Consider the following 26,693-nt stretch of genomic DNA (forward strand, 5'->3'; position numbering starts at 1 on the left):
GCGAGAATGCGGACATGCGAACAGAACTGCCGGACGCAGCACTCGCCAACCTGAGAAAAACCTCTTCATCCGGGCAAAACCCCTGCCCTCTTCCACCAGCAACTGAGGACCACCATGGCTCTGCTCGATGAAACCGCTGATGGCGTCTACGTCATCGCGGTGACGCCCTTCACCGAAACCGGCGCGCTCGATCTCGACAGCACCGACCGCATGGTCGATTTCTATCTCGAGAAGGGCGCGACCGGCCTGACCGTGCTCGGCATGATGGGCGAGGCGCCGAAGCTGACGGCGGAAGAATCCCGCATCTTCGTGCGCCGCGTGCTGAAGCGGGTCGATGGCCGCGTGCCGGTGGTCGCCGGCGTCTCGGCAGCCGGCTTCGCCGCGATGGCCGAACTCAGCGAAAGCGTGATGGGCGACGGCGCTGCCGGCGTGATGGTCGCGCCGCCCTCCAACCTGCGCACCGACGACCAGATCCTCTCCTATTATGCCATGGTGGCGGAGACGCTGGGCGCCAAGACGCCGTTCGTCCTTCAGGACTTCCCGCTGGTGACGCAGGTGCAGATCACGGCTGCCGTGATCCTGAAGATCGTCGCCGCCCACCCGTCCTGCGTCATGCTCAAGCACGAGGACTGGCCGGGTCTCGCCAAGATCGCGGCGTTACGAGCGGCGAGCGACCAGGGCGGCCGGCGCATCTCGATCCTTGTCGGCAATGGCGGGATGTTCCTGCCGGAGGAATTGTCGCGCGGCGCCGACGGCGCCATGACCGGCTTCGCCTATCCTGAGATGATGGTCGATGTCTGGAAGGCGCATGCCGCCGGCCAGGTCGAGCGGGCGCATGACCTGTTCGACGCCTATCTGCCGCTGGCGCGCTACGAGCAGCAGCCCGGCCTTGGCCTCGCCATCCGCAAGTACACGCTGGCGAAGCGCGGCGCGATCGCTTCCGCCACGCTGCGCAAGCCCGGCGGAGCGTTGTCCAAGACGGATATCGCCGATATCGAACGGCTCGTCGCGCGGCAGGAGCGCCGGCTCAAGGAGATCGGCTGATGGATCTGGGACTTGTCGGAAAGCGCGCCCTCGTGCTCGGTGCCAGCCGCGGGCTCGGCGCGGTGATCGCGCAGACGCTCGCTGCAGAAGGCGCGACGGTGATCGCCGCGGCCCGCAGCAGCGATGTCACGGAGAGCTGGATCGCCGGCCTGCCGGCCGAGCAGCGCGGCCGCGTCAGCGGTGCCAGGCTCGATCTCACCGACCTCGCCTCGGTCGATGCCCTCGCCGACAGGCTGATCACTGAGGGCGGCGTCGACATCCTGATCGGCAATTCCGGTGGCCCGCCGCCAGGCGAGGCACGCGATGCCAGGCGCGAGGACTGGCTGAAGCATTTCGAGGGCATGGCCGCCAACCTGTTTCATCTCGCACAGCGCCTGCTGCCCGGCATGACCGAGCGCGGCTTCGGCCGGATCGTCACCATCGCCTCCTCCGGCGTCGAGCAGCCGATTCCGCGGCTGGCCCTCTCCAACGGCATCCGCGCCGCCGTGATCGGCTGGTCGAAGACGCTGGCCTCTGAGGTCGCGGGCAGCGGCGTGACCGTCAATGTAGTCCTGCCCGGCCGCATCCATACCGAACGTGTCGACCAACTCGACGATGCCGCGGCGGCGCGCAGCGGCGGCACGCGCGAGGCGGTTGCAAAAGCCTCGATGGCGGCGATCCCTGCCGGACGCTACGGCAAACCGCAGGAATTCGCCGATGTCGTCACCTTCCTCGCCAGCGAGCGGGCGAGCTATGTGACGGGCGCGAAGATCCGCATCGACGGCGGTTTGATCAGAAGCATCTGAAGATCGGCCAGGGGCGCTGACGGCTTCGATGCCGTTCGCGCCCTCGGCGAGGCCGGAGCCCCGGAGTCATTCCGCACTTCTCAGAAACGCGGCATGCTCCAAGTCTTGGTTCTAACGCATTTTCTAGGATCGAGGTCCGGCCGCACGCTGATCGGCCAGAACCGAATGCCCGGCATGGACCGGATAGGGCGCCGCACCTTGCTGCTTCAGCCCCTCCAGCAGGCGTTCGGCGATAAGGCGCCGGGTGGCGCCGCCTCCGCGAGGGACCGTTATGTTCCGCAGCGAGATGATCCCCTGGCTGCCGGTATAGGCATAGGCCACCGCCATATTCCGGCTGACTTCGCTGTTCCTGGCATTCAGCAATCGAATTGCGTTGTTGTAGGACGATTGAAGCGAATCCAGAACCATATTGTCCGCTATCGATGCATTGACCGCGTAATCGATCGTGATGCCGTGCGGAGAACCGGTCAGGATGATGTTCTTCGACAGCTCCACGTTCTCATAGGGGCGCTGTTCCTCGTTTCCGAAAAAGACGCCGGCAACCGGCTCGCCTTCCGTCTGGATCATGACGTTGCGCGTGATGCGGATGTTCCGGGATGGCGCGGTCGTCTGCCGTGTCGACGCCGTCACGAAGTGGCGAGCGCCGGTGGGTTCCGGCCGGAACGCTTCGAGACGGTTGCTGTCGAAGGTGACGCCGTCCGATTGCACGATCGCGAGCCCGTCGAGATTGAGCCGGCGAAACTGATTGTGCTCGATGACCACGGCCGTGCTCCGGTCGAGCACGATGCCGCGGTGCAGGTTCTCGACCACCGTGTCGGCGAGATGCAACGTCGTGACCTCGACCGCCCGGAGAGCGCCGGCGTTGCTTGCCGTCTTTCCCTGCGGTGCACTGAACTCGGATCTCCGGATCCGGATATTCTGGCTTTGCCGGATTTCCGTGAGGAAGGTCTCGGGAGCTTCCTGTCCCGTCCCGACGAAACGTATCCCCTCCAGCAGGACATTACGCGAACCGGAAATCGAGAGCTTGTGGACCACCGGGCGATTGGCCGCCTCGGCCGCGACGACCGTGACCGCAGTTCCCGCGGACACGCCCCGAATCGTCAACTCGTCGTAGACACCGGGTTTCAGCGCGATGACCTTGGCTTCGCCGCCGCCGGCGAGCGCCTGGTCGAACTCCGCCACGGAGCCCACCGTCAGGCGGTCGGCCGGGCGACTGGCGGTCTGGGCTATGACGGAAGCGGAGGCGGCGACCCCGATCGACAGCATGCAAGTCAGGAACAACAAACGAATCGACACACTCACAGTCCTCGGCCGCCGGCGCGATGATCGCGCATATCGGGAGTATTCGGCTGAATATCGCAGCATGTCCAGTTAGGTTACGCATCCCGAACAAAGGGCGGCATCCGGAACCACATCTGCCCCAGCGCGCATACCCTAACGTCGCGTCAAAGACGATCCGTCGAGAAATCAGCATCGCGGAAAGGTTTTTTACACCATGCTCCAGCATTGTGCGGCGAGGCGGGGCGTCGTCGAGATCGTCCGATATCCGGTGTTGAGTTATGGTTCGCGACGATTCCGTCTCAAGCAACGTCGTCTCAGCAGCGCTGCGCGGAACATCGCGAGCCTGGATTCACGTCGCGGTCTTCTCGACCATCGTCAATCTCCTGATGCTCACCGGCTCGATCTACATGATGCAGGTCTATGACCGCGTGCTGGCGAGCCGGTCGGTGGCGACGCTGGTCGGCGTCTCGGTCATCGCGCTCGCCGCCTATGCCCTGCAGGGCTGGCTCGACCATATCCGGCTCCAGATGCTCGGCCGTATCGGCGCTGCGGTCGATGCCCGCCTCGCCCCGCTGACCGTGCGCGCCGCGATGAGCGCCCCGGTGAATGGCGCCACCCCCGCCGATGCGCTTCAGCCTTTCCGGGATCTCGCCGCGCTCCGGAGATTCCTAGGGAGCCTGGGACCGACCGCGCTGATCGACATCCCCTTCGCCCCGGTCTTCCTGTTCGTCTGCTTCATGCTGCATCCCTGGCTCGGCTGGCTGGCGATCAGCGGCATGCTGATGATCGTCGGACTGACGGTGCTGACGGAGCGCTTCTCGATCGCCCCCGGCAAACGGGTCGCGCAGAGCGGCTCGGCCCAGTTCGCAATGCTGGAAACCGGCCGGCGCAATGCGGAGACGATCTCGGCGCTGGGCATGGCCGGCTCGTTCTCGCAGCGGTTCGACCTGATCCATGCGCGCCATGTCGACGACTACATGCAGCTCTCGCAGGCGACCGGCGGCGTCAATTCCTTCGCCAAGATGTTCCGCTTCATCCTGCAGTCGGCCGTGCTTGGCCTCGGCGCGCTGCTGGTCATCCGCGGCGAGATGTCGGGCGGCGCCATGCTGGCCGCCTCTGTCCTGACCAGCCGGGCGCTCGCGCCGGTCGAGCTTGCGGTCGCCCATCTCAAGACCTTCGTCGCGGCGCGGCAGGGCTACACCAGGCTGAAGACGACCCTGCCCGAGCATGAATCGTCCCGGCGCTCGCTGTTCCTGCCGGCCCCCAGCCGCGCGGTCAGCGTCGAGGACGTTACCCTGAATCCGCCGGGCAGCCGCCGCTTCATCGTGATGAGCGTCCGTTTTCAACTGAGCGCCGGCCAGTCGCTGGGCCTGATCGGCCCGTCCGGCTCCGGCAAGTCCAGCCTCGCGCGCGCCCTGGTCGGCATCTGGCAGCCAGCCCGCGGCGCGGTGCGGCTCGACGGCGCGCTGATGACGCAATGGGACGGCGACAGCCTCGGCCGCTCGATCGGCTACCTGCCCCAGGATGTCGAATTGTTCCCGGGCACCATCGCCGAGAACATCGCGCGGTTCGATCCCGAGGCCACCAGCGATGGCATCCTGGCCGCGACCGAGATCGCCGGCGCCCATGACATGATCGTCGCCCTTCCGGACGGCTACGAAACGGTCGTCGGCGAAGGCGGCGCGGCGCTTTCCGGCGGCCAGCGCCAGCGCATCGCGCTGGCGCGTGCGCTGTATGGCGATCCGTTCCTCGTCGTGCTCGACGAGCCCAATTCCAGCCTCGATGCGGATGGCGATAATGCGCTCGCAGCCGCGATCCACGCGGTGAAGGCACGGCGCGGCATCGTGATCGTGATCACCCACCGCCCCTCCGGCCTGTCGGCGGTCGATCTGGTCGGCGTCATGAACGAAGGCAGGCTCCAGGCCTTCGGCCCGCGCGACGAGGTTCTTGCCGCAACGACCCGCAGTGAACCGATGCCTGAACGCGCATCGCAGCCGGCAGCAACGGCCGCCGCTGCCAATGCACCTCCGCAAGGCGGGCTGGAGCCATCCATCCGCGATCTCAGGCGCATGGCCAGGGCCATGCGCGACGCTGAAGAGGCCCGGGAAATCCTGGCGCAGGAACAGAGGGCCCACTCATGACCGCGCCATCCGGCCGCGACACGCAGCGGACCGACCATCACGAGCGCGCCATCCGGCGGCTCGGCCGCAGGGGCTACATCGCGGCTGGCCTCTTCATCGGCACCGTCGGCGTGTGGACCACCACGGTTTCGATCTCGGGCGCCGTCGTCGCGGGCGCGCAGTTCGTCGTCGAGAACAACACGAAGAAGGTGCAGCATCCGACCGGCGGCGTTATCAGCGACATCAAGGTGCGCGAGGGCGCACGCGTGCACCAGGGCGACGTCCTGATCCGTCTCGACGAGACCGTGACGCGCACCAACCTCCAGATCATCAGCCGCCAGCTCGACGAGGCGCGAGTGCGCTCGGCCCGCCTCGAGGCGGAACGCGACCAGGCATCCCGGCTCGAATTTCCCGAAGCGCTCGCCGCCCGCGCGTCCGACGTCGATTTCGCCATGCTCCTGGCCGCCGAGAGACGCCAGTTCGACGCCAGGTCCGCGGCGCGCAACGGCACCCGCTCGCAGCTCACTCGCCGCATCGACCAGCTCGGCAGCGAGATCACGGGCCTGAAAGGGCAGATGGAAGCCAAGGTGCGCGAGGCGGCGCTCACGGCACGCGAGCTGGAAGGCGTGCGCGGCCTCTACAAGCGCAACCTGGTCAGCCTCAGCCGCCTGTCCGGGCTGGAGCGCGACGCCGTCGCGATCGACGGCGTCCATGGCCAGCTCGCGGCCCAGGTCGCGCAGGCGGAAGGCAAGATCGCCGAGACGGAGCTCCAGATCCTCCAGATCAACGAGGACCTGCGCACCGAGGTCCTGCGCGACCTGCGCGAGAACGAGGCCAGGATCTCCGAGCTGGTGCAGCGCCACGCCGCCGCAGAGGACCAGTTCAAGCGCATGGAGATCCGCGCGCCATCATCCGGCTATGTCCATCAGCTCGCGGTCCACAATGTCGGCGGCGTGATCAATCCGGCCGAACCGGTGATGCTGATCGTGCCGAGCGAGGAACAACTGAACCTCGAAGCGAAAGTGTCGCCGCTGGACTACGATCAGTTGCGGCTGGGCCAGCCGGTCGTCATCCGCGTCCACGCCTTCAACCAGCGCACGACGCCCGAGCTGCGCGGCAAGGTCGCGCGGATGGCAGCCGACGTCTCAAGGGAGCAGCAGACCGGAGCGAGCCTCTACACCATCCGGATCGCCCTTCTGGAGGGTGAGATCGAGCGTCTGGCGCCGCTGGAGGTCAGATCCGGCATGCAGGCCGACGCGCTGGTCAAGACCGGCGACAGGACGCCGCTAACCTTCCTGCTCAAGCCGTTGTCGGACCAGATCGCGCGGGCCTTCCGGGAGCGCTGAGCCGAGCCGTTCCTTTCGCGAAGCAGTGGAAACGATCTCCACGAGACGTCGCGCCTTCCCGGCCATGCCGCGAAAACCGAGGCGGCGCATCCCCGCCAGATATCGACGACGTCAAGAGATCGACCTGACCAAACGGAAGCGCGCCCCCTCATCTCAGCAAGCCGGTCACAAACAAGAGCATCAGTATGGCGCTCATCCTGCGAGAAGCATGACTTACGATTAATGGTTACTTTACAGTCCGATTGACGCTCGAAAACCTCCCTGTAAACACTTCATTAACCAGTAAAATCTCTTGCTGGTTAGTTGAGGGGAGTTTTGTAAAATGGCAGTACCCGGTCAACAAAACAGAATAGTCGGAACCGACAAGAAAGATTTCCTCCACGGAACCAACCTGGATGACACGATCCTTGGCGGCAACAAGAGCGACCTTCTTCTCGGACAAAAAGGCAGCGACTATCTCGACGGCGGCAATGGGAACGACCTTCTGTTCGGCGGCGCCGGCGATGACTGGCTGCTCGGCGGCGGAGGCGACGATATCTTGATCGGGGGCAGCGGCGCGGACCAGTTTCGTTTCGACGGCGCCCGGATCGAAGGCTGCCGCGATACGGATATCGTGGCTGATCTGAACTTCTCGCAAGGCGACAAGCTCGTCGTCTCCGGTTTTAAGGCCGGGTCCTTCGACGACAAGGACGGCATCGCCGAAACCGCGACCGACAACGATCTCGACATCACGGTGCCCTATACTTCTAACCCAGCTCGCTATGGCGAGGGTTTCGTGGCGGATTCGATCGCCGACCTTGTCGAGCTCGTCAAATACTCGACCGGCGCCTCTGCCCAGAAGGGCTTCTGCAACGCGCTTGTCCTGAAACTCGATGATGGCGTCCACCAGCAGACCATCGTGCTCAACGGCTGGGCCGACGCGTTCACCAACGCCGGCGGCGTCTACGGCATCTGACAGCAAAGGGCATCGCGCGCTTCGGCACGCGATGCCCGGTCTGTCGCAAGGACGGCGGCACGAAGGAGCAGGTATGGCCGCCCCGGCTCGGACCGCACGCCCAAGGCGCGCCCGACCAGACCGGCGTGACCCGAAACACCCTACTCTTCCCGGAACGCCCGGTTCATGTGCTCGAAGAGCGGCTTCATCAGGAAGCTGGCGACAGTCCGCTCGGATGTCTTGATGAAGGTTTCGGCCGGCATGCCCGGAATGAGCTTCAGCTTGCCAAGGCGCGCGGTTTCCTGGTCGCTGACGCGCACGCCGACAACGTAATACATCGCTCCGGTCCGCTCATCGCGCGCGATATCGGCCGCGATCCTGAAGATCGAGCCGTTCAGCTCCGGCGTCGTGCGGCTGTTGAAGGCGGTGAAACGCACCCGCGCCGGCTGATCGGCATGAATCTGATCGATATCGGCCGGATTGACCCTGGCCTCGATGACCAGGGCGTCGCGCTCGGGCACGATGCTCATGATCGCCGCGCCGGGCGCGATGACGCCGCCGACCGTATGCATCTGCATCTGATGCACGATGCCGTCGCTGGGCGAGCGCAGGTCGATGCGCCGCAACTGATCGTCGGCCGTGGCGAGCTTCTCATGCAGCTCCGCGACCTTGGTTTCCGCCTCGCGGCTCTCCTTGGCGACTTCGGTTTCGAGCGTACGATCGATCTGCAGAATCTGGAGTTCGGTTTCGCTGATCCGCGCGTTGATCTGCGCCGCCTTCGCCGTGAGCTCCCCCATCGTGCCCCGAATGCGCGCGACCTCGCGCTCCAGTTGCGTCACGCGCGGCTTGGCGACGAGGTTCTTGGCGAGCAGGCCGCGCATGTCGACCAGTTCGAGCTCGGCGACGCGAACCTGCTCCACGGCCGATTTGTACTGGGCGTCCGTGCCCTTGATCTCCTGCTGAGACTGCTTGATCTGCTCGTTGAGCTGCGCGCGCTGGCCGACGCGGGTCCGCGCCCGCGCGGCGAACAACGACGTCTCGCTTGCCAGAGCCTGCCGGATCTCGGGGTCTGCGACGGCCAGCGACTTTAAATCGGCGGGCACGACCATCGTGACCGCCTGCTCACGCTCCGCATTCAGGCGCGCCTGGCGTACCCGCTGGGTGTTGAGCTCGTTCACGATGATCTGCCGGTTGGCTCTCGTGGCCGTCTCGTCGAGCCGCATCACCACATCACCGGCCGCGACGCGCTGGCCTTCCTTGACAAGGATCGCGCCTACGACGCCGCCGATCGGATGCTGCACCTTGTTGATATTGTTCTCGACGACAACGGTGCCAGAGGCAATGACCGCCCCCTCGAGCGGCGCCATCGTGCCCCAGGCGACGCCGGCACCGACGAAGGTGACGCTCGCGATCAGGCCGAGCCGGATGTACCAGCCCATCTCCTTGGGCCGCGGGGTCTCCACTTGCCTGCCCTTGAACTCGAGCAGCTCGGTCATCGCGAAACCCTCGTTACAGCCTTGCTTGCCGACAAGATGCTCATTTCACGCTCCTGGACCACCCGAAGGGCCGTTCTCGACGCGCGGCAGCTTCGGATTGCCACGGGCGGAAGCCAGTCCCGCAGGCGGAGCATTGCCGGTCGCGACCTGCGTCGCCGGCGAACTGGCCATGGTGTTGCGCAGCACTTCGCCCTTCTCGCCATAACCGATCACGAAGCCGTCACGCAGCACAAGCAACGCGTCGACTGCGGCGATCGCGCTGGGCCTGTGCGCGATGACGACGGCAATCCCGCCGCGTTGGCGCACCTGCATGATCGCCGCCGTCACGGCCTGCTCGCCATCGGCATCGAGATTCGAATTCGGCTCGTCGAGCACAACAAGGAAGGGATCGTCAAAGAGCGCGCGAGCCAAGCCGATGCGCTGCCGCTGGCCAGCCGACAGGTAGAGCCCGCCGGCCCCGACCCGGGTGTTCATGCCCTGCGGCATCGCGAGCAGTTGCTCGTAGCAGCCGGCGGCAGTCGCCGCCCGATGGATCTTCTCGGCCGGCGCATCAGGCTTGAACCGGCTGATATTCTCCGCGATCGTCCCCTCGAAGAGCTGCACATCATGGGGCAGATAGCCGATATGCTGCCCCAACTGATCGGTATTCCAGTCCTGCAGCGAGGCACCATCCAGCACGACCTGCCCGCGCGCGGGCTGCCAGAGTCCGACGAGAGCCCGGCCGAGCGTGGACTTCCCGGATGCTGAGTGACCGATGATGCCAAGCCCCTGCCCGGCGGCGAGCCGGAACGTCGCGCCCTTGACGATCGGGCGGCCATCGCTCGGAGCCACCATGACGATGCTCTCAACGGCCAGCGAGCGCTGCGGCGGCATGAGCCGCAGCTTGTCGTCCGACGGAGGCGCATCCTTGAATAATGCGACGAGGCGCTTGTAGCCCAGCCGTGCCTGCTGAAAGCTGCGGTAGCTTGAGACGGCCATGTCGATCGGCGCAATGGTGCGGGAGCTGATGATCGAGGCGGCGATGATCGTGCCGGCGGTCATCTCGCCCTTGATGACCAGATAGGCGCCGAGACCGAGCGTCGCCGACTGGATGACCATCCGCAGCGTACGCGAAACCGAGGCCAGGCCGCTGGAAACGTCGTTCGCCCTCAGGGCTAGGGTGGAATAGCGGTTGCTCTGCGCCTCCCAGCGCTGGCGCATCGCCTCCAGCATGCCCATCGCGACGATGGCCTCCGCGGCCTGCAGCGAGTTCGCGGCCTGCATGTTGCGCTTGGAAGCAGCATCATGGGCGACCAGCGCAGGCTCGTGCTGCTTGGCTTCGCTGACGAAGGCGACCACGAGCAGCAGCACGACGCAGAACAGAGCGAACAGCCCGATGATGGGATGCAGGACGAAGCACAGGAGCAGATAGATCGGCAGCCAGGGCAGATCGAATAAAGCGACGGGCCCGGCCCCCGACAGGAAGGCGCGGATCGTCTCCAGGTCGCGGAACGGCTGCATCTGCTCGGACGTCATGCCCGGCCGGGACGCCTGCATCCGCACGAGGTGATTGTAGAGTTTCGGACCGCTGGCCAGGTCGATCCTTTCAGCCACGCGCCCGAAGATGCGGGTGCGGACGACCTCGAGACCGCCCTGGAAGGCAAAGGCGATCAGCGCCATGATGCTGAGCATGACCAGCGTCGGCACGCTGTTGCTCATCAGCACCCGGTCATAGACCTGGAGCATGTAGAACGAGCCGGTGAGCATCAGGAGGTTGATCAGGCCGCTGAAGAAACACAGCGCCCAAAACGCCTGGCGGCAGGTCCGGAGAGCATCGGCCATGGGCGTGGCGGCCCGATCGCGGCCAGGCCGGAATGCATCGCCGAACGCCATTAGGACTCCATGAACAGCCGTGATCGCCAAGAAGAAGGGGCGATTTGGCGTTCGCATCGCCAGATCAGTCAGCGACGATCTGCTTATAGCAGTACAATAGCGGTCTTTCAAAGGCTCCGATGGAGCTTCGGCTCTTTTACCTGCCGTAGAGGTTAACCCGCCTGGCCAGATGATAGCCGGCCAGGCGCCAATCCGTCATGAGGCTGTCGACGTTTTCGATTGGGACCCACGCTGCGCGCGAGCCCGATCAGCGCTGGGCCGCCAGGACGAGATCGTTGCGGGTCTCCGCGTCGGCCCACATGCCGCGCTCGGAGCCGCGCGCTTCGCGCATGGCCGCAACGTGCAGACCTTCGACGGCCGGCCGGCCGATCCCGGAGCGGACGATCCATTCGGCCAGATCCTCGCCGCCCACCGCGCAGGAGACCACCTTCGCCACCTCGCCGACGGGAGCCGTCATCGTGCAGGTCATTTCCTTGCGCGTGACGAAGTTCACGAGCTGGACCCGCGCCCGCGAACCGCAGGCGATCCTGGAGCCGTCCGCCGTGCGGCAGATCTTGTTGAACGACATTCCGGAGACGCCCGGCACTTCGATCGTGCGCTCCTCCTGGGTGTCGAGCGTGACCACCGTGATGGCGACGCTGTCCGACCGGACGGCCGAGCGGTGCACGAGGAAGGTCTGCACGGTTTCGGCAGCAGCCGTGGTTTTGACCGGAAGCGAGCCGGTGGTGAGCATGAGCCCATCGTCTCCAACGGATGCCGGCATCTCGACGGCAGGCACCGGCTCATCAGCGCGGCTGGCCTCGACGCCATGGAACGAGGCAAGAACCGCAGCAACCGAGCCGGCAACGATCGCACTAACCTTACGGCGGGACTTTCCAATGAAGGTATTCATGCTAATTCCCTGTCGTTGTCAAACCTTGCCTTCAGATAACAACTGAAAGTTTAAATCGACGTATCGGAGCGTAGTTAAGTTTCCCCACGATATCTCGGTTAATTGTTCCTACCCTCACGCCCTCAAAAGCCGAAAGTTTCAAATTTAATCATACCACTAACAATTGGTTCTCAAGGGCAGGTAAGCCATTGAGATTCGAACGCTGCGATGGCAGGAAGCATCGCCATGTCTGATCAGAATCGCCGATACGGGCCGCGCCCGAATGCAGACTTGGCGAGCGCCGCCGAGCTGGCCGCCGTCAGAGCGGCGGGATCGATGCGATGAGGGTCGCAGGACGCCTTTTGGAAAAGCTGCGACTCAGGCTGCTGCTGCGCGACGAGTATGAAAGCGAAGCGCTCAGGCACTATTTCGCGACACGCTTCGACATCCATGTCGGGCTCTATTCCTATGGCTGCTTCGATCGATGGCGAATTCCGCTGACGACCCGGATCGGGCGCTACTGCTCCTTCGCCAAAACCGCACGCATCCTCGACGCCAATCACCCCGTCGAGGCGCTCAGTACGCACCCGTTTCTGTATGAATGCCGCTTCGGCCTGGTGAAGACCGACCTGATCGCCCCGCCGCCGCTCGTCATCGAGGACGATGTCTGGCTCAGCCACAACGCGATCATCACCCCCGGCTGCAAGCATATCGGGCGCGGCGCCGTGATCGGCGCAGGCGCCGTGGTGACGCGGAACGTGCCAGCCTACGCGATCATGGCCGGCAATCCCGCGCGCCTGTTGCGGATGCGCTTCGACCCCGAAACCATTGCTGCGATCGAGGCGAGCCGCTGGTGGCTGCTGGACCGGCAGGAGCTCGCCGCGCTCGTGGCCTCGCAGCCGGAAGCGGTCTATCACCCCTCAGCCGTCACATTGGCCCGCCTGCGCGACGAGCCGCCGCAATGAACGGACCGATGCCGGAACAAGAAGGCGGCAAGCCGTCGGGCAGCGATCTCGTCGTTTCCGTCGTCGTGCCGCATTATCAGGATCTCGCCAATCTCGATATCTGCCTGGACCTTCTCAGGCAGCAGACACTGCCCGCCGAGCGTTTCGAAATCATCGTGGTGGACAACATGTCGCCCGCGGGCTTCGCGAGCATTGCCGAGATCGTCGCCGGACGGGCCCTGCTGATCGAGAACCAGCGGAAGGGCGCCGGGCCGACGCGCAACGCCGGGGTGGCGCAGGCACGGGGTGCGGCTCTCGCTTTTCTCGATTCCGATTGCCGCCCGGCACCGGACTGGCTGGAGCACGGACTTGCGGCGCTGGCCAAGGCCCCTGTCATCGGCGGCCGCGTCGATGTGCTGGTATCGGACCCGGCGGCGATGTCGGCAGCCGAGGCCTTCGAGATGGTCTTCGCCTTCAACAACGAAGGCTATGTTCGCGACAAGGGCTTCTCGGTCTCGGCCAATCTCTTCGTCAGGCGCGACGTCTGGGAAGTGGTCGGCGGGTTTCGCGACGGCATTTCCGAGGATGTCGACTGGTGCTGGCGCGCGCGCGATGCCGGCTTCCCGGTCGCCTATGCGCCGGAAGCCCGTGTCGGCCACCCCGCGCGACGAGACTGGTCGGAGCTGGTCCGAAAATGGCGCAGGCTGACCCGGGAGGGCTACGCCCTCCACCGTGAGAAGGCCGGCGGTCTAGCCTCGTGGCTCGTCCGGAGCTGGGCCGTGCCGCTGTCGGCGCTGGCGCATCTCCCCCGCGTCATGCGCTCACCCAAGCTCGGCAGCCCCATGGACCGGATGCGGGCCACTGGCATCCTCCTTGCGATCCGGGCCTATCGCTTCGTCGACGCACACCGTGTCCCATTTGAGAAACGAGAAGGGCAGGCATGACCGAGCAGCCAAGCGCGGTGACTGCGCCCTCGACGCATGCACCCGTCCTCCATGTCGCGGTCATCATGGTCGGCTTCCGCAATGCGGATGATGTCGAGCAGGCCGTCGGCTGCCTGCAGCGGATGAACTATCGCAATCTCTCCGTCCATATCTGCGAAAACGGCGGACGCGAGGCCTTTGTTGCCATGGCTCGCGCGCTCGGAATGGCCAATACCGGAGACGGCGAGACCGATATCTCGATCATGCTCGAGGGCCTTCACGGCCCGTTCGAAGCGACCCTTCATCTCGCGCCCGACAATCTGGGCTATGCTGGCGGCGTCAATTTCTGCCTGGCCAGGCTGTCGCGCTGGGACGCCATCTGGATCCTCAACCCCGATACCCAGGCCGATCCCGACAGTTTGCGGGCGCTCGTCGATCATCGCGCATCCGGCGATTACGGCGTGGTCGGCAGCAGGCTCGTCAACCCGACGACCAATCAGGTCCAGCTCTATGGCGGCCGCTGGCGGCGCTGGATGGCGCGCGGCCTCAATATCGGCCTGGGGGCCGACCCCGCCATCATGCCGGATGTCGCGCAGGTCGAGCGCGAGATGGATTATGTCAACGGCGCGTCGATGCTCGTCTCGCGCCCCTTCATCGAGACCGTGGGCCTGATGAAGGAAGACTACTTTCTCTACTGCGAGGAAATCGACTGGTGCCTTGCGCGGGGCCGCTATCGCCTCGGCTACGCCCATGCCTCGCTCGTGCATCACGCCCATGGCAGCACCATCGGCTCCAGTAAGAACCGGCGGATGCGCTCGCGCCTGTCTGTCTATCTCGACGAGCGCAACAAACTGCTCCTGACGAGACGCCGCTTTGCCTCGATCTATCCGTTCGTTCTCATCACGACATTGCTGCTGACGACACAGTATCTGCGTTACGGCGCCGTCAGAAACTTCGGCTACGCGCTTGCGGGGTGGTGGGCCGGGCTGCGGGGCGAGACCGGAAAGCCGCTCTGGATGAGGAGCCCGACATGACGATGGCTACCCCCGATGCCGGAGGCAACGCCGCTCCCGGCGAGGCCTTGCGCGTCGCCCTGCTGTGGCATTCGCTTCGCTCCGACAATCTCGGCGTCGGCGCGCTGACGATCGCGCATATGCGCATCATCCGCGAGAGCGCCACTGCTGCCGGCCGGCGGGTCACCTTCGATGTCATCGGCTTCGGCGGAGCGGCGCATTATCCGCCGGCGGAGAACGATGCCGAGGAGACCATCGTCAGGGGTAGCAAGAACCTGCTGCCGGGCTTCCCGATGTGGAAGGCGCTCGGGCGCGCAGACATCGTCCTGGATATCGGCGCCGGCGACAGCTTCGCCGACATCTATGGCGCGAAACGCTTCCTGTGGATGTGGGTGCCGAAGCTCATGGCCCTGCTGCAGGGCAAGCCGCTGGTGCTGGCACCGCAGACAATCGGTCCGTTCAGGCATCCGCTTTCCGCGCGCCTGGCCAGCTTCGCGATGAAGCGCTGCCGCAAGGTTTTCGCGCGCGACGGCCAGTCGAAAGCTGTGCTTGACCAGGAGAAGCTCGGCGATATCGCCGCCGAAACCGTCGACGTCGCCTTCCGCCTGCCATTCGAGCGGCAAGCAATGACGCCGGACGGACGCATTCGCTTCGGCCTCAATGTTTCCGGCCTGCTCTATGCCGGCGGCTATACCGGCAAGAACCAGTTCGGCATCAAGGGCGATTACCGCGCGATGATCGACCAGATCATCTCCGGACTTCTGGCGCGCGGCGATACTGATGTCGTGCTGGTGCCCCATGTCATCACCTCGACCGGTGACAACGAGGACGATATCCACGTCTCGCGGATCATCGCCGACACGTTTCCGGAGGTCACGATCGCCCCCCGCTTCGCCTCGCCGAGCGAGGCCAAGAGCTTCATATCCGGGCTCGATATCCTGGCCGGTTCACGCATGCATGCCACGATCGCGGCCGTGTCGTCAGGCATTGCCGTGGTGCCGCTGGCCTATAGCCGCAAATTCAGCGGCCTGTTCGCCGCCGTTGGCTATCCGCTCGTGGGCGACTGCACGAAGCAGGACGAAACCGAGCTCGTGGCCCTTACTCTCGGCGCGGTCGACCGCCGTGCCGAGCTGGCGACGGCTGCGCAACGCAGCAACGACCTCGCGCAGGAACGGCTCGGGATCTATAGTGCTTACCTTACGTCTCTGATGCGCTCGATACCAATTTGAACCGATCTGTTGAGTGAGCCTGCCGGAAAACCGTTCGGCCGACTCATGCCGGCAAAGATCTGACGAATATATCGACGCAGGCGCTACGGTTCCTTCCCCAAAGGCCATCCGACGGGCGAAGCGCCACCCGGCAAAGCAACGTTCCGTCACATGATCGACGGCTCGATATGGTGCGCTCAGAAGCTCTTTTGACGCAGCGGAAAAACAGACATTGATCAGTGAAGTATCGCGACAGCTGGAATCAAGCGGCGCTTTCTTGCATTCGTCACATTACCCGAAGATTTGGCGAATCTCCATTCGACGGTGTTCTTTTCTGGATTTACTCACCACTCCCCTCGGTCAGCCGCGCGAAATTCTTCCAATCAGCCGCATATTCGAACATCGCGTCACTTGACAACGTTACGTTAATTCCTGATAAACCTTCCCACCAATTGGTTGGCTTATGGCGGCGGCATATCCTGGCCTAGGGCGGTTTCGAAGCAATCTCAAGGAGTTGAGCACGTGGCAAAGGACGCAGTTCACGACGACGGTGGCAACCACGATATCCGGGCTACCAACAACAAGGAGGGCACGTATCTGGCCGGCAACGGCGGCGACGATATCCTCCGGGGCGGACGCTACAATGACATTCTCGTCGGCGGCGAAGGCGACGACCTGATGTTTGGCGGCGGCGGCGCCGATACGTTCCGCTTCTTTGGCGAGAACGGCGCGCTGAGCTATCAGAAGCCGGCCGGCGCCGATGTCGATAAGATCTTCGACCTCAACTTCGCTGACGGCGACCGCCTCGACTTCCGGGATTTCGCCGAAAGCGCCGCCAACGGCGTGATCAAGTCGTTTGCCGACCTGGTTGCTTTGGTCAACAATTCGGGCTGGACCGCGACCGAGCAGGCTCCGGGTAGCGCGATCAACGACAACCTCGTGTTGCACTACGATATGGGCTGCGGCGTCTCGCAGACGATCATCATCTCGAATGGCTGGGACGCCTTCCTCGCGGCCAGCAACCCGCCGGTCTAATACCGGACAGCCTGTCCACTGAGATTCTCCCTCGCATGCGAGGGAGAATTTTCTGCTTTTAGGGGGATGCGGTTGCGCCGGGAGTTCGTGCTACTCGATCTGCTGCGTTTCCTTGCAGCACTTTGCGTCCTCGCTTTTCATTTCGAGATTTTTGCGCTGAAGGATGCGGCAGGCGCGCAGCGCCACCTCAACGGCTTCGATGCCGCGGTCGATTTCTTCTTCATCCTCAGCGGCTTCGTGATCGCCCATAGCTCGGCGGACCGTGTGGGTTCGTTACGCGGCTATGGACAGTTTCTCATCCGGCGCCTGGCCAGAATCTACCCCCTACATCTCCTGACGCTCGGCCTGGCCATCGCCCTCGCGCTCGCCGCCACAGCTCTTCGGATTCGCCTCGGCGCGCCGGAACGTTACGCCTTCGACTCTATTCCCGCGAACCTGCTTCTGCTTCAGGCTTGGGGCTTCTCCGATCGGTTGAGCTTCAACATCGTTTCATGGTCGATCAGCGCAGAATGGTTCCTTTATCTCACGTTTCCTCTCTGGTTCTGGCTGGCCAGAGCTCTGAAGCTGCGATTCAGCCTTGCTCTGCTCGTCCTGTGGTTTGTCGTCATCCGATTCCTGGAACATCGGTTCGGCCTCGTGCCGTGGAATGACCGGACCTATCAGTTCGCAATGATCCGCGCTGTTCCGGCTTTCTTCCTCGGCATCGCCCTATGGCTGACCTGGAAGGACCGGCTGTCGGATCGAGAATGCCCTGCCTCGATCACCTATGCGCTTTCGGCCGGCGTTCTCGTCCTCATGTGGTTTCGCGTGCCGGGAGAAATTCTCATCGTCGCCTTTGCCGCCGTCATCCTTGCCGGCGCGATGGCTCCGGCCTCTGCGGACAGCCCTATGTCTCGCCTGTTGGGCAACGCCTCTTACGGGCTTTATATGTGGCACCATCTGATCGGAACGATCATCTTCGCCCTGCTCGCTCCTCGAAGCACAACGATAACGGTCGCGACGATCGCTATCGCGACGGCGGTCTCCATCATCGCCAGCATCCTGTCGTTCAGGCTGTTCGAAAGTCCGGCCAAGAACGCCGTCCTCAAGGCTTTCGCTCCTCCCAGCCCCAAGGGAAACGGCACGGACACTCTAACCCAAAGCGATCCGGCTTTAAGGGCTCGGATCACCACCGCAACGAGCGCAGAACGACACCGAGATCGCAATCGTCTGTAAGCTGCCGCAGAAAGCGCCTCGTTTTGCCGCGCCTCAGTACAGCCCTCCGGAGCCGGACGTCAGCGCCGCGCGATCCTGTCGCCCGCCCGCCAGCCCGTTGGAGAAGCGCGGAACGGCCGGGTCGGCCGGTGCGGTGCCCGGTTTGAAAGCCTCGAGAATGCCGCCCTCACCGGCACGCAGACCGGAGAGGGGGTCGACGCGGATCAGCTTGATCCCGGGCGGGACCCGAAACGGGACGGCAGGCTTGTCGCGCAAGGCGGCGCTCATGAAATCGCGGAAGATCGGCGCTGCATAGCGGCTGCCCCAGGCCGACGCGCCGAGAGGGGTCGGCTGATCGTGTCCGATATAGACCCCGACGACCAGATCCGGCGAGAAGCCGATGAACCAGAGGTCCTTGGCGCCATTCGTCGTGCCGGTCTTGCCGCCCAGGGGCTTCCCGACCGACTGGACCACCCGCGCCGTGCCGGCCCGCACCGTGCCTTCGAGGATCGAGACCATCTGATAGGCCGTCAGGGGATCGATCACCTGCTCGCTTTGGTCCGTCAGCCGCGGCTCTGCCTGCCCCTCCCAGCGCGTCGCCTCGCAGCCCGAGCAGAGTCGGCGATCATGCCGGAAGATCGTCTTGCCGTATCTGTCCTGAATCCGGTCGATCAGTGTCGGGCGGATGCGCTTGCCACCGTTCACCAGCATGGCGTAGGCGGCCGTCATGCGCATCACGGTCGTCTCCACCGCCCCCAAAGCGCCCGAGAACACCAAAGGCATGTCGTCGTAGACGCCAAAGCGCCGCGCATAGTGGCCGATCAGGGGCATGCCGATATCCTTGGCAAGCCGTACCGTCATGAAGTTCTTCGAGCGCTGGATTCCGTTGCGCAGCGTCTGCGGCCCGGAGCCGCCGGCGCGTCCGGCATTTTTGGGGCGCCAGGCGCCGAGACCGCCCCCTTGATCGATCGTGACCGGCTCGTCGAGGATGAGGCTGGTGGGCGTATAGCCATTATCGAGCGCCGCCGCGTAGACAAAGGGCTTGAATACCGATCCCGGCTGACGAAGCGCCTGGGTCGCGCGGTTGAATTCCGACTGGTCGTGAGAGAAGCCGCCCACCATTGCGAGAACTCGGCCGGAAAAGGGCTCCATCGCCACGATCGCCCCGTTGATCTCGGGAATCTGCCGCAGGCGGACCCGGGCGGCGTCGTCCGCGAGAGGCTCGACATAGACGACATCGCCGACCGAAAGCAGCTGCGAGACGCGCGTGCGCCGGGTCCAGCGAATGCCATCCCTGGCCAGGGAGACGACACGGCGCTCGGCGCGCAGATTCCCGGCTGCGTCGAGCAGAGGATGAAGCCCGATGCGGGCTGAATCGCCGGCAATTTTCAGCACCACGCCCAGTCGCCACGGTGCCACGTCGCCGAGAACCTTGAGCGCGCCCAGGGCCTGCCCCCAGTCGCCTTCGCCCAGATCGAGCTTCCGGACCGGCCCGCGCCAGCCTCGCGGCTCGTCATAGCGCACCAGCCCGTCCACGAGGGCCTTTCGCGCCATCAACTGAAGCTCGGGATCGACGGTGGCGCGGATTGAGAGCCCACCCTCCACGACCTTCTTCTCGCCATAGCGATCCTGGGCCTCGCGCCGGATCTCCTCGACGAAGTAGCCGGCCGCAATATTGTTTGGCGAAACCGCGTAAGGGGTCACGCCGAGGGATTGTCGCTTCGCCTCCTCGCCGGCCTCGCGCTCAGCGTACCCGTTCTCCACCATGCGATCGATGACATAGTTGCGTCGCTCGATTGCCCGCTCGCGATTGCGGAAAGGGTGCAGATCCGTCGGCGCCTTCGGCAGGGCCGCAAGATAGGCGACCTCTCGCAGTTCAAGCTCGTGCACGGATTTGTTGAAGTAGTTCAGCGCCGCCGCCGCGATGCCATAGCTTCCGCGCCCCGGTGTCGGCGCGCCCAGATAGATCGAATTCAGGTAGAGTTCCAGAATCTTGTCCTTGGAATATGCCCCCTCGATCCGCAGAGCGACGAGCGCCTCGCGGATCTTGCGCTCGAGGCTGGCCTCCGCTCCGACCAGGAAGTTCTTGGCGACCTGCTGGGTGATCGTCGAGGCCCCCTGCGGCCTTCTTCCGGAGCCGAAATTGCGCAGGTTGGAGAGCGCGGCCCGGGTCAGGCCTGCGAGGTCGATGCCGCCATGCCGGTAGAAATTCTTGTCCTCGGCCGAGACATAGGCATCGATCACATTTTGGGGCACTGCGGAGATCGGCAGATAAAGCCGCCACTCCCGGGCGAACTCGCCGATGAGGCGCCCGTCGCCCGCATGGACTCGGGATGTGACCGGAGGCTCATAATCCTGCAGCTTCTCGAAATTCGGCAGACCATTCGAGTAATATAAGAATATAAGTCCGAATATAGCAGCCATGCTAAGCGCAAAAATAGAAAGAAATGAGACAATTCCGGCCATCGAACGAAGAATAAAGCGCATGATGCGGCTAATATGACGATATAATATGGCGTAAATTTGAGTATATGAACTTTATCTGCTTTATTTTATGACTTTCAGAATGATATTTATTGAGCGTGAATCCAATGAAGCACGCGAACGTCAAGGCCGCTGCCGGGACGTACTTACTGCCGCCTTTTACGACCGGCCCGTTTTCACTGCTCCCGCAATGCGGAGGGACGCGGTGCCGGACTGGGTGGTGATGAGGATGTCGCCACGGACGTGCTCCGCGTGCGGATCTTCCAAGTCTTGGGAGCGGTGGGTGCGCCCAGGAAGCTCGCCTGCCCGGCATGCCCCATCGGGTAGAGTTTTCTTTGCCGTCGCTCATAGGCTGCCGCCTGCGGGCCGCAGAGCCTGACCCGCAAATCCTCGGGTTTGGAGGTCTTCTGATTCTGCAGCGCCCGCAGCTTGGGGCCCTTATCGTCCGCTTTCGCAAATCCGTACTGCAGAAGCTGGGCGATGCGCTCGCTTCGTTCCCGTTCGGTCGTCGCGCCCAGCACGACCGCGATCAGGCGCCTCTCGCCGCGGACGGCAAGTGAGACGAGATTTCTGCCGGATGCGCAGACGAAGCCCGTCTTGAGCCCGATCGCACCGGGAAAGCGTCTGATGACCTCGTCGCTCGACTTCAGCACGCGCCCATCGATGCTGACTTCCGAGCGATCGAAAAAGCGCAGGTACTCCGGGAAGCTCCGGTCGATGGCGACCCCGAGCAGGGCCAGATCCCGCGCGGTTGAGACTTGCTTGCGGTCGAAGAGGCCGTCCGGATTGACGAAATGCGTGCCGGTCATGCCCAGGCGTCGGGCGGCATCGTTCATCATCGCGACGAAATCGGCCTCATTGCCGGCGACGGTCTCGGCGATCGCGGCCGCCGCCTCGTTGGCCGACACTGCCAGCATCGCGTATAGCGCATCCTCGAGGGACATCACGCTGCCGGGCTTGAGCCCCGACTGCACCGACTCACGGGCGAGCGCCTTCCGCGAAAAGGCGACATCCTGGCCGAGCGCGACACGCCCGGCTCGCAACTGCTCGAAGGCGACGAACGCCGTCATCAGCTTGGTGGTCGAGGCCGGATACCAGGCGCGCCCGGCATCCTTCGACCGAAGGACCTGGAGACTACCGGTATCGACGAGGAGGGAGGGCGTCGCTTGCGCGGAAGAGGCGACCGCGATCAGAAGACCGGCAACCACATTGCGAACAGAGATTAGACGACGAAACAAATCAAACCTGAACTTTTAGAACATCCCGTTTCTGAACCTCGGCGGAGCAGAAAATGACGAATCGCGAGCGATCATACCCAATCAAAGATTCGGTCATTACCTCCACGTTTGGGAGCTAAATTTCAAACCTCTTGATCCGCCTCAACGTTCATCGTCGAATTGTGGCCTCATGATGAAACAATTCTCGCCGCATCGGGGATCATCAACGCTTGTTGCCTTCCCGCAACAGCCCCCCCTCGTCTTGCTGAAGCGGGCGATCTTCGCGCTCATGCCCCCGACCGCCGAACGGCGCGATGCGCTGCAAAGCGACGGCCTCAGAACCGGAGCGCCAACCTGTTCGTCGGGACCCGGTTCGATATCCACGCCTTCAACATCGTGGCGATCACGGCCGTGGCCGCGAGCATCATAAGCGCCTGGGACAGGCGGGCGTTCTGGGATCCGGTTGCTTGGTGCGTCACCCAGGTCGCCGTGAACGGACGCCCACGAAACAGGCTGCCCGGGAACCAAGCTGCCGCGGAAAGATAGCTGCAAACCGCGCCCGGCCTCCCGGGCCGGCTCTCCCTACGAGAGTCGGCCCGGCAAGTGCCGCCAAATCCCTGGCGTCAGGCGGCGATGCGGTTGGCATTCCACTGTCCGGCCTGGCCCAGGATCATGTCGGGGTCGCTGAATCGACCGCACAGCATCTCGCGATACAGCACTCCCTCACTGTGCTGATCGACATCGCCCTTGGCGCCGGTCAGAGTCCGCAAGGCTTGGCGCAGCGCGTCGACCGTTCCAGAGCCCTCGTCGAACTGTGCCTTCTTGCGCCAGACGAGGTCGTCCGGCAGCAGATCCGCGCAGGCTTTGCGCAGCAGCCATTTCTCGGTGGTCGGCCCGGTCGATTCGACGATCGCCGGGTCGGTCCGGCGGAGTTTCAGCTGCGCGGGGATGGACTGGGCCAAGGCGATGAGGTCCCGATCGAGAAACGGGGTCCGCGCCTCCAGCGATTCCGCCATCGTCATGCGGTCGACCCGCTGCAGGTTGATATTGTGCATGGTGCCGAGGCTGCGTGTCAGTTCGTCGGCGAGCGCGCGCGGCTCGTCGACATAGCCGTGATGATAGGCATAGCCCGCAAAGAGTTCGTCCGCCCCCTCGCCGGTCAGCACCGCCTTGACCCGGCTGCGCGCCAGCCTGGCCGCGAACAGCGTTGGGATCGCGCTGCGGACGAGGTCGATATCGGCGCTTTCGAGATGGTAGATCACATGGGGCAGGTTGTCGGCGACGTCCTGCGCCGAGAAAACCAACTCATGATGGTCGCTGCCGATATGCTCGGCGACGCGCCGCGCCGCAACCAGATCGGAGGAGCCGGCCGTGCCAACGGCGAAGGTCTTGAGCGGCCCTTGCCCGGCATCGCGCCTGATCTTCTGCGCAAGCGCCGCGATGATGGAGCTGTCGAGCCCGCCGGACAGGAACGAGCCGACCTCGACATCGGCGACCATCCATTTGGCGACCGCCTCTTCGAGGCCGAGGCGCAGTTCACCCGCCACCGCGTCGACGTCGAGCTCCGGCTCGGCTTTTGCCGCCCCCGACGGGACGCGATACCATTGCCTCAGCCCCCCGCAGCTGTCGAAGAGCGTCCCGGGCGGAAGCGCGCTGATCTCCTCGAAACCGAGGCCGTCGAAAGCCTTGAGTTCGGAGGCGAAAGCCAGACCTTTGCCACGGCGGGCCATATAGAGCGGCTTGATCCCGAGCGGATCACGCGCGGCGATGATCCGGTCCGGCGTCGCCAATACGAAGGCGAACATGCCGTCAAGCCGGCTGATCCAGCGCTGCGAACCGGCGCGGAACAAGTGAAGAATAGTTTCGCTGTCGCTCGCCGTATCGAAGATCTCGGCGCCGAGGATCGCTCTCAGATCCTCATGATTATAGATCTCCCCGTTGGCGACCAGCATTTCCATACCGGCCCGAATGGGTTGGCGGCCATTCTCCGCTCCGATGATCGAGAGCCGGCAATGGCCCATCACGGCCGGCGTCCCACTCAGTTGGGCGATCTCGGTCGCATCGGGACCGCGATGCCCGAGGCGCGAGAGCATCGCTGCGATCAGCGCCCCGCCCTGGTCATCGATCTCCCACAGGCACACGAAGCCACACATGAAACGTCCTTTTCATTGATGGCTTTTCACGACAACCGGCACCGGATTGCACCGCGCATGAAAAGCTACAAGGTTTCGGAAAATAGTTAATTCGTCGAATGCTAAAAATTTAATTTGAGACATAGAAAGTATGCACTTGTTATAAGAGAAATAAATATTTCAGAATGAATAGAATCTTAGAATAGACACCATCAAGAATGACTTTCATTTTATCATAAAAAATTCCCAAGAATGGGTTGCCAAGTCGGGATAGCCTGCTCTAAAAGCCGCATCAACGCAATGGACATTCTCAATTACATCATTTTGAACTGGGGGCTCATCGTCACCCGGACCGGCGAGCACATCGCCATCGTCGGGGTCGCGGTCGCTCTGGCCATCCTCACGGGTGTGCCGATAGGCATCGCGCTCAGCCAGAACCGGCGCGTGGCGGATGGCGTGCTTTATGTCGCGTCGATGCTGATCACCATCCCGTCGATCGCGCTGTTCGGGATGATGATCCCGCTGCTCTCGCTGGTCGGTCACGGGATCGGCTACCTGCCGGCAGTGATCGCGGTATTACTCTATTCACAGCTCCCGATCATCCGGAATACATACGCAGCGATCCGCAATCTTGATCCGGCCCTGCGAGAAGCTGCGCGCGGCATGGGTTTGACCAGAGGCCAGAGACTGCGGGAGGTCGAGCTGCCGCTCGCCCTGCCGGTGATCATGACCGGCGTGAGGCTCGCAGTGGTGATGAACATCGGGGTCACCGCGATCGCCGCCTATATCGGCGCTGGCGGGCTCGGCACCTTCATCTCGCGCGGCATCAGCCAGACCGACCCGCGCCAGCTCATCACCGGAGCGCTCGCCGTCAGCCTGCTCGCTGTCGTCGCCGACCTCGCCCTGCTGTGGCTGCAGCGGAAGCTCACCTCACCGGGATTGAGGACCAGATGATCAGACTGCACGAGGTCAGCAAGACCTTCGCCGGCAGCACCACGCCCGCCGTGGACCGCGTGTCGCTGGAAGTGCCCGAAGGCGAGATCTGCGTCCTGCTCGGCCCTTCCGGCTGCGGCAAGACGACGACGATGAAGATGGTCAACCGGCTGATCGAGCCGAGCTCGGGCGACATCCTGATCGACGGACGCAGCACGAACGATTGCGACGTCACGCAGCTGCGGCGCAGCATCGGCTACGTCATCCAGCAGATCGGCCTGTTCCCCAACAAGACCGTCGAGGACAATATCTGCATCGTCCCCGACATCCTCGGCTGGGACCGGCGCAAGTCGCGCGAGCGGGCGGCCGAGCTGCTCGACATGGTCGCGCTCGAGCCCGGCGCCTTCCTGCACCGCTATCCGCTCGAGCTTTCGGGCGGGCAGCAGCAGCGCATCGGCGTGCTACGCGCCATCGCCGCCGATCCGCCGGTCCTGCTGATGGACGAGCCCTTCGGCGCCATCGACCCGATCAATCGCGTGATCATCCAGGACGAGTTCCTGAAGATGCAGGCGCAGATCCGCAAGACCATCCTGTTCGTCAGCCACGACATCGACGAGGCCGTGAAAATGGCCGACCGGATTGCGATCTTCAAGGATGGGCGCATCGTCCAGTACGATACGCCGGACAACATCCTCGCCCATCCAGCCAGCAGTTTCGTGTCCGATTTCGTTGGTGGCGACCGGACGCTGAAGCGCCTGCAATTGCTGAAGGTGCGCGACGCCATGCTGGCAGACCCGCCGCGGGTCCGCGCCACCGACAGCCTGAAACAGGCGATCGCAACGATGGAGGCGCATGGCCACCAGGCGATTGTGATGGTCGGGCCGCGCGGACGGGCACGCGGCTACGTCTCCCTCCAGGCGGCGCGCAGCGCCGGCGGCATGGTCGGCGAGAATCACGAAACCCTGCCGACGACGATCAAGCCGCATGAGGATCTGCGCACCGCGGTCTCAACGATGTTCCGCCACGACGTCTCCTGGCTCGCCTGTGTCGACGAGGACGGCATGTTCGTCGGCTACATCACCCTGCGCGGCATGACGCGCCTGCTCTCGGAGACCTACCGGGATGGCTGACGGCGTTTTGCCCATGCTGACCCGGCTGCGCCGCAATGGCGTCCATCTCGCCGTCTTCCTGCTCGGAGCCTGGGCCTGGGCCGGCGGCCTGCTGCCGGGACTGCTCGAGAAATGGGACGATATCGCCTTTCTCGGCTGGCAGCACATCGAGCTGGTGACCCTGTCGGGCGGCGCCGCGATCCTGCTCGGCGTGCCCCTCGGCGTTCTTCTCACCCGGCCGCGCTTTCGCCGGCTCGGCGACATGGCGTTGCAGGTCCTGAATGTCGGAGCGACGATTCCGACGCTCGCGGTGCTCGCCCTTTCGATGAGCCTGCTCGGCATCGGCAATGGCTCAGCGATCTTCGCGTTGTTCGTCGCCTCCCTGTTGCCGATCGTCAGCAATACGATGGCGGGCCTGCGTGCCGTGCCGCCGCATCTGCTCGAGGCGGCGCGCGGCATGGGACTTTCGGCCCGCCACACGCTGCTCCAGGTCGAGCTGCCGAACAGCCTGTTCGTGATCTACACCGGCATCCGCACCGCGCTCGCGATCAATGTCGGCACCGTGCCGCTGGCCTTCCTGGTCGGCGGCGGCGGGCTCGGCGAACTGATCTTCACCGGCATCGCGCTGAACGAGTTCGGCACCATGCTCGCCGGCGCCATCCCCACCGCTATGCTGGCGGTGCTGATCGACTTCATCATGGCCCAGCTCCAGTTCTGGACCATTCCGCGAGGCGTCAACCCGTCACGCTGAC

21 protein-coding genes are annotated in these 26,693 nt (G+C 64.2%); 14 read left to right on the forward strand and 7 right to left on the reverse strand.

Annotation, left to right across the window (positions count from 1 at the left end):
- The first annotated feature begins 114 nt into the window (after positions 1–114).
- Positions 115–1,044 (forward strand): dihydrodipicolinate synthase family protein, encoded by a 930-nt coding sequence (locus AC6RIC_RS22955; protein WP_499734050.1) that lies wholly within the window; start codon positions 115–117, stop codon positions 1,042–1,044.
- Positions 1,044–1,829 carry an SDR family oxidoreductase gene (locus tag AC6RIC_RS22960; RefSeq protein ID WP_499734051.1) on the forward strand — a complete coding sequence of 262 codons (786 nt, stop codon included), beginning with the start codon at positions 1,044–1,046 and terminating at the stop codon, positions 1,827–1,829. The genes AC6RIC_RS22955 and AC6RIC_RS22960 overlap by 1 nt, the downstream gene beginning before the upstream one ends.
- A 123-nt stretch (positions 1,830–1,952) precedes the next feature.
- Here AC6RIC_RS22960 and AC6RIC_RS22965 read toward each other — a convergent pair whose 3' ends face one another.
- Positions 1,953–3,125, reverse strand: a complete 1,173-nt coding sequence (locus AC6RIC_RS22965) for a right-handed parallel beta-helix repeat-containing protein (RefSeq protein WP_499734052.1) — start codon at positions 3,123–3,125, stop codon at positions 1,953–1,955.
- Positions 3,126–3,388: 263 nt separating this feature from the next.
- Between AC6RIC_RS22965 and AC6RIC_RS22970 the strand changes: the two genes are divergently transcribed.
- From AC6RIC_RS22970 to AC6RIC_RS22980, 3 genes are all read left to right on the forward strand, one after another.
- The gene (locus AC6RIC_RS22970) at positions 3,389–5,251 is read left to right on the forward strand and encodes a type I secretion system permease/ATPase (RefSeq protein ID WP_499734053.1); all 1,863 of its coding nucleotides are present in this window, start codon (positions 3,389–3,391) and stop codon (positions 5,249–5,251) included.
- Entirely contained in the window at positions 5,248–6,576 is a 1,329-nt protein-coding gene (locus AC6RIC_RS22975) for an HlyD family type I secretion periplasmic adaptor subunit (RefSeq protein WP_499734054.1), read from the forward strand. The genes AC6RIC_RS22970 and AC6RIC_RS22975 overlap by 4 nt, the downstream gene beginning before the upstream one ends.
- Positions 6,577–6,898: 322 nt before the next feature.
- Positions 6,899–7,531: a calcium-binding protein gene (locus tag AC6RIC_RS22980; protein WP_499734055.1), complete on the forward strand. Its 633-nt coding sequence runs from the start codon at positions 6,899–6,901 to the stop codon at positions 7,529–7,531.
- A 140-nt stretch (positions 7,532–7,671) separates the two neighbouring features.
- Here the strand turns inward: AC6RIC_RS22980 and AC6RIC_RS22985 are convergent, their stop codons facing one another.
- The 3 genes from AC6RIC_RS22985 to AC6RIC_RS22995 all read right to left on the reverse strand — a co-directional run bounded on the left by AC6RIC_RS22985 (position 7,672) and on the right by AC6RIC_RS22995 (position 11,611).
- The gene (locus AC6RIC_RS22985; RefSeq protein WP_499734056.1) at positions 7,672–9,006 is read right to left on the reverse strand and encodes an HlyD family type I secretion periplasmic adaptor subunit; all 1,335 of its coding nucleotides are present in this window, start codon (positions 9,004–9,006) and stop codon (positions 7,672–7,674) included.
- A gap of 45 nt (positions 9,007–9,051) precedes the next feature.
- Positions 9,052–10,827: a type I secretion system permease/ATPase gene (locus tag AC6RIC_RS22990; protein WP_499734057.1), complete on the reverse strand. Its 1,776-nt coding sequence runs from the start codon at positions 10,825–10,827 to the stop codon at positions 9,052–9,054.
- A 298-nt stretch (positions 10,828–11,125) separates the two neighbouring features.
- The gene (locus tag AC6RIC_RS22995) at positions 11,126–11,611 is read right to left on the reverse strand and encodes a hypothetical protein (protein ID WP_499734058.1); all 486 of its coding nucleotides are present in this window, start codon (positions 11,609–11,611) and stop codon (positions 11,126–11,128) included.
- A 500-nt stretch (positions 11,612–12,111) separates the two neighbouring features.
- On the opposite strand from AC6RIC_RS22995, the gene AC6RIC_RS23000 reads away from it, so the two are divergent.
- The 6 genes from AC6RIC_RS23000 (at position 12,112) to AC6RIC_RS23025 (ending at position 18,087) form a co-directional block, all read left to right on the forward strand.
- The gene (locus AC6RIC_RS23000; RefSeq protein WP_499734059.1) at positions 12,112–12,714 is read left to right on the forward strand and encodes a CatB-related O-acetyltransferase; all 603 of its coding nucleotides are present in this window, start codon (positions 12,112–12,114) and stop codon (positions 12,712–12,714) included.
- A gap of 8 nt (positions 12,715–12,722) precedes the next feature.
- The gene (locus tag AC6RIC_RS23005; protein WP_499734060.1) at positions 12,723–13,637 is read left to right on the forward strand and encodes a glycosyltransferase family 2 protein; all 915 of its coding nucleotides are present in this window, start codon (positions 12,723–12,725) and stop codon (positions 13,635–13,637) included.
- The gene (locus AC6RIC_RS23010; RefSeq protein ID WP_499734061.1) at positions 13,634–14,650 is read left to right on the forward strand and encodes a glycosyltransferase family protein; all 1,017 of its coding nucleotides are present in this window, start codon (positions 13,634–13,636) and stop codon (positions 14,648–14,650) included. Before AC6RIC_RS23005 ends, AC6RIC_RS23010 begins: the two co-directional genes overlap by 4 nt.
- A complete protein-coding gene (locus AC6RIC_RS23015; protein ID WP_499734062.1) occupies positions 14,647–15,858 on the forward strand; it encodes a polysaccharide pyruvyl transferase family protein in 1,212 nt (403 codons plus the stop codon). The genes AC6RIC_RS23010 and AC6RIC_RS23015 overlap by 4 nt, the downstream gene beginning before the upstream one ends.
- 501 nt (positions 15,859–16,359) lie before the next feature.
- Positions 16,360–16,872, forward strand: coding sequence for a calcium-binding protein (locus AC6RIC_RS23020; RefSeq protein WP_499734063.1), 513 nt, complete (start codon positions 16,360–16,362; stop codon positions 16,870–16,872).
- Positions 16,873–16,959: 87 nt separating this feature from the next.
- On the forward strand, positions 16,960–18,087 hold the full coding sequence (locus AC6RIC_RS23025) for an acyltransferase family protein (RefSeq protein ID WP_499734064.1): 1,128 nt from the start codon (positions 16,960–16,962) through the stop codon (positions 18,085–18,087).
- A gap of 33 nt (positions 18,088–18,120) precedes the next feature.
- Here the strand turns inward: AC6RIC_RS23025 and AC6RIC_RS23030 are convergent, their stop codons facing one another.
- The 3 genes from AC6RIC_RS23030 to asnB form a co-directional block, all read right to left on the reverse strand.
- Positions 18,121–20,553: a penicillin-binding protein 1A gene (locus AC6RIC_RS23030; protein WP_499734065.1), complete on the reverse strand. Its 2,433-nt coding sequence runs from the start codon at positions 20,551–20,553 to the stop codon at positions 18,121–18,123.
- A 173-nt stretch (positions 20,554–20,726) separates the two neighbouring features.
- The gene (locus tag AC6RIC_RS23035; RefSeq protein ID WP_499734066.1) at positions 20,727–21,758 is read right to left on the reverse strand and encodes a D-alanyl-D-alanine carboxypeptidase family protein; all 1,032 of its coding nucleotides are present in this window, start codon (positions 21,756–21,758) and stop codon (positions 20,727–20,729) included.
- 632 nt (positions 21,759–22,390) lie between these two features.
- Positions 22,391–23,920, reverse strand: coding sequence for an asparagine synthase (glutamine-hydrolyzing) (gene asnB / locus AC6RIC_RS23040; protein WP_499734067.1), 1,530 nt, complete (start codon positions 23,918–23,920; stop codon positions 22,391–22,393).
- 279 nt (positions 23,921–24,199) lie between these two features.
- On the opposite strand from asnB, the gene AC6RIC_RS23045 reads away from it, so the two are divergent.
- Genes AC6RIC_RS23045 through AC6RIC_RS23055 form a run of 3 tightly spaced genes read left to right on the forward strand, consistent with a single transcriptional unit; the run spans position 24,200 to position 26,692 of the window.
- Entirely contained in the window at positions 24,200–24,853 is a 654-nt protein-coding gene (locus tag AC6RIC_RS23045; RefSeq protein ID WP_499734068.1) for an ABC transporter permease, read from the forward strand.
- Positions 24,850–25,962 carry an ABC transporter ATP-binding protein gene (locus tag AC6RIC_RS23050; protein WP_499734069.1) on the forward strand — a complete coding sequence of 371 codons (1,113 nt, stop codon included), beginning with the start codon at positions 24,850–24,852 and terminating at the stop codon, positions 25,960–25,962. Before AC6RIC_RS23045 ends, AC6RIC_RS23050 begins: the two co-directional genes overlap by 4 nt.
- On the forward strand, positions 25,955–26,692 hold the full coding sequence (locus AC6RIC_RS23055; RefSeq protein WP_499734070.1) for an ABC transporter permease: 738 nt from the start codon (positions 25,955–25,957) through the stop codon (positions 26,690–26,692). The genes AC6RIC_RS23050 and AC6RIC_RS23055 overlap by 8 nt, the downstream gene beginning before the upstream one ends.
- The last annotated feature ends 1 nt before the right edge of the window (position 26,693 follow it).

Source organism: Allobosea sp. TBD101, from assembly GCF_059817965.1.

Coding starts and splice junctions, on each gene's coding strand:
- AC6RIC_RS22995 (WP_499734058.1), bottom strand. CDS start 11,611: ATGCTCACCACCGGCTCGCTTCCGGTCAAAACCACGGCTGCTGCCGAA.
- AC6RIC_RS23045 (WP_499734068.1), top strand. CDS start 24,200: ATGGACATTCTCAATTACATCATTTTGAACTGGGGGCTCATCGTCACC.
- AC6RIC_RS22970 (WP_499734053.1), top strand. CDS start 3,389: ATGGTTCGCGACGATTCCGTCTCAAGCAACGTCGTCTCAGCAGCGCTG.
- AC6RIC_RS23015 (WP_499734062.1), top strand. CDS start 14,647: ATGACGATGGCTACCCCCGATGCCGGAGGCAACGCCGCTCCCGGCGAG.
- AC6RIC_RS22980 (WP_499734055.1), top strand. CDS start 6,899: ATGGCAGTACCCGGTCAACAAAACAGAATAGTCGGAACCGACAAGAAA.
- AC6RIC_RS22960 (WP_499734051.1), top strand. CDS start 1,044: ATGGATCTGGGACTTGTCGGAAAGCGCGCCCTCGTGCTCGGTGCCAGC.
- AC6RIC_RS23055 (WP_499734070.1), top strand. CDS start 25,955: ATGGCTGACGGCGTTTTGCCCATGCTGACCCGGCTGCGCCGCAATGGC.
- AC6RIC_RS23030 (WP_499734065.1), bottom strand. CDS start 20,553: ATGCGCTTTATTCTTCGTTCGATGGCCGGAATTGTCTCATTTCTTTCT.
- AC6RIC_RS22990 (WP_499734057.1), bottom strand. CDS start 10,827: ATGGCCGATGCTCTCCGGACCTGCCGCCAGGCGTTTTGGGCGCTGTGT.
- AC6RIC_RS22985 (WP_499734056.1), bottom strand. CDS start 9,006: ATGACCGAGCTGCTCGAGTTCAAGGGCAGGCAAGTGGAGACCCCGCGG.
- AC6RIC_RS22975 (WP_499734054.1), top strand. CDS start 5,248: ATGACCGCGCCATCCGGCCGCGACACGCAGCGGACCGACCATCACGAG.
- AC6RIC_RS23050 (WP_499734069.1), top strand. CDS start 24,850: ATGATCAGACTGCACGAGGTCAGCAAGACCTTCGCCGGCAGCACCACG.
- asnB (WP_499734067.1), bottom strand. CDS start 23,920: ATGTGTGGCTTCGTGTGCCTGTGGGAGATCGATGACCAGGGCGGGGCG.
- AC6RIC_RS22955 (WP_499734050.1), top strand. CDS start 115: ATGGCTCTGCTCGATGAAACCGCTGATGGCGTCTACGTCATCGCGGTG.
- AC6RIC_RS23010 (WP_499734061.1), top strand. CDS start 13,634: ATGACCGAGCAGCCAAGCGCGGTGACTGCGCCCTCGACGCATGCACCC.
- AC6RIC_RS23005 (WP_499734060.1), top strand. CDS start 12,723: ATGCCGGAACAAGAAGGCGGCAAGCCGTCGGGCAGCGATCTCGTCGTT.